Consider the following 2,400-nt stretch of genomic DNA (forward strand, 5'->3'; position numbering starts at 1 on the left):
CACAACTCTCCCCCCGGTATGCCGGATGCCTGCCCAGCGAAGCTCCGGAATGGCAAGCCGCAGCTTTGTTTCGCACATGCGGAAATCGATGCCCGGGATCCATGCCCCCTGGTCGATGCCGATCTCCTCCAGCACCCGTCGAATCTGTGCCTCCGGCACGGCTGCATTTCCCGTCACTTCCACCTTTACGATGAGATTGGACACCCAGAAAAACACCAGCAGAATCCCCAGAACTCCAAGCGCCGCCCCATACCGGAACTTGATCCGGTAAAAGGAAAACCGCAGTCCCCGCCGTTCCGTCACCGTCAGCTGCACCTTGTGTTCCTGCGCCAGGAGTCGGGCTTTTTTCAGATGTCCCGCAGGCAGGGCCGCAGAAAACGCCCCCTCCCGGCAGCGCTGATCTGCGCAGATCACCCCATTCTCCCGGAGCCCCTGCATGAATCCGGACAGGTTCGCCCCCTCCACCCGGATGGATACCCTTGCCCCCAGCATTTCAGGCACCCACCGGAGTCAGCTCCACGTTCCGGATCTCCCCGCTGACCCGGACGCCTCCGGCATTCAGATCCGTAACTGTCAGTCCTTGCCCCCAGATCTGTATGGACAGTCTTCCCGTCCGAAGCCGCACCAGCACATCGTTCAATTCCAGGATCCGGCGGCAGTTCTCCACCAGTACATCCCGGTTCTCCACAATGTGCAGCGTGGTGCTCAGGCTGCAAAAGTCCATGGCTCGTTCCAACCCTCGTTTGCCCATGCTCATCACCTCAGGCAAGTATATGTCCCCGGGGACATAAAAATGCCCTGCCAGCCATAGGCTGTACCAGTGGGAAAATCCCCGGAAAGGAGTGGCTTATGCGACAATCCACACACAATCTGTGCCTGCTGACGGGGCTGTGCATCGCTGGCTGGGCACTGCTGCGGCATGGAGCAGCGGCAGCAGAAGCCATCCGGACGGGCATACAGGTCTGCATGCTCCAGATCATACCCTCCCTGTACGGATTCCTGATCCTCACAGGCGTGCTGTTGCGGATGGGGCTGCACCAAAAGCTGGGGCGGCTGTTCCGTCCCATTGCGTGGCATGTGCTGCACATGACCGAAGGGGAATTTGCCGTGTTTTTGTGCAGCCAACTGGCTGGGTATCCGGTGGGAGTGCAGATGCTGACGGATCTGGTGGGGCAGGGAGAAATTCCGCTCCGCCGTGCCGCCCGGCTTGCCGGGGTCTGCTTTGGCAGCGGCCCTGCCTTTGTGCTGTCCCTGGTGGGGACGGCTCTGTATCCCAACACGCCGGCAGGCAGTCTGCTGTTTCTGAGCGGCATGCTGGCAAACCTGATCCTGGCAATCCTGTTTCGCCCGGAAAAACCGGACGCAGCGGCTGTCCCGACAATGCCGGTGCTGCCGTTCAGTCTGGCTGTAGTCAGCGCCACCCGTGCTGCTGCATCCGGTCTGTGCGGCATGTGCGGCATGATCCTGCTGTTCCGGCTGCTGCTGGCTCCCCTGCCCGGTCTGCTGCCGGATATGCTGTCCGCTGACGTAAAAGCCGGGATCCTGAGCCTCCTGGAGATCTCCAGTATCACCCGGATGCCTGTCATGCAGCTGAGCCTGCTGCCGGTAGTATGCGGTCTGCTGAGCTTTGGAGGGATCTGCGTGTTCATGCAGCTGCTGGCATCCGGAGGAAACTGGATGCACAAAGCAGAATTTCTGGTCATGCGTCTGCTGGCAGCGTTGCTTTCTGCCGGACTGTGCAGATTGGCAGCGCCCTTCTGGATGCGGAATGCGGCAGTTTCCGTCTTTGCCGGAACCATACACATAACACAAAGCGCCACACCTTTACTGCCGATTCTGCTGGTTCTGATGACGTTTATGATTCTTTCGCAAAAAAAGCTGGACAATTCCACGAAAGCATGCTATAATAATATGTAGATTCAGACAACACCGCACAAGGCGCATCCAAGGCTTTGTGCGGTGTCGCCTAAACGAACGAATCAGTTTTGTATGAGGTGATTAAAATGGGTCTGTTTGATATTTTTCAAAGAGGCGGCAAATATTTCGACAAAGACATTCCACCCCACTGTGAATACTGCGATTTTGGCAAGCGTGCCAAGGATGGCAACAAGGTTCTGTGTGACAAGCGAGGGTTAGTAGACGCTGATTTCTCCTGTGCTAAATTCGTTTATTCTCCTCTGAAGCGGATTCCCGTCAAGCAGTTGAACCGGGTTGGCTTCCTGGACGAGGATGATGAATTCAACGATGATGACGAGCAGGAAGAGCCCCAAAAGCAGCCAGATGTCAGACAGGCACCTCCGCCCCTTCAGGCAGCAGATGCTGCTCCAGCACCTGTAACGTCCACGCCAAAGCCTGTAGCACCTACACCACAACCCGCAGCACCTGCACCACAGCCTGTAG

The 2,400-nt window shown here is 57.8% G+C and carries 4 protein-coding genes; 2 read left to right on the plus strand and 2 right to left on the minus strand.

From position 1 onward, the window contains the following. A partial coding sequence (locus tag QVO51_RS02985; protein WP_288167793.1) for a sporulation protein YqfD occupies nucleotides 1-492 on the minus strand: 492 nt, incomplete at its 3' end. Between the two features lies 1 nt (nucleotide 493). Then, nucleotides 494-760, minus strand: a complete 267-nt coding sequence (locus tag QVO51_RS02990) for a YabP/YqfC family sporulation protein (RefSeq protein WP_242821780.1) — start codon at nucleotides 758-760, stop codon at nucleotides 494-496. 89 nt (nucleotides 761-849) lie between these two features. Between QVO51_RS02990 and QVO51_RS02995 the strand changes: the two genes are divergently transcribed. Then, nucleotides 850-1,917, plus strand: coding sequence for a hypothetical protein (locus QVO51_RS02995; RefSeq protein WP_022357175.1), 1,068 nt, complete (start codon nucleotides 850-852; stop codon nucleotides 1,915-1,917). A gap of 86 nt (nucleotides 1,918-2,003) precedes the next feature. Next, a partial coding sequence (locus QVO51_RS03000; RefSeq protein WP_288167794.1) for a hypothetical protein occupies nucleotides 2,004-2,400 on the plus strand: 397 nt, incomplete at its 3' end.

The sequence above is a fragment of the Ruminococcus sp. CAG:379 genome (genome assembly GCF_000434255.1).
Classification (GTDB): domain Bacteria; phylum Bacillota; class Clostridia; order Oscillospirales; family Ruminococcaceae; genus Ruminococcus_F; species Ruminococcus_F champanellensis.

What these genes read in the sequence shown, in the direction of transcription:
- QVO51_RS02995 (WP_022357175.1), top strand. Translation starts at nt 850, where the DNA reads ATGCGACAATCCACACACAATCTGTGCCTGCTGACGGGGCTGTGCATC.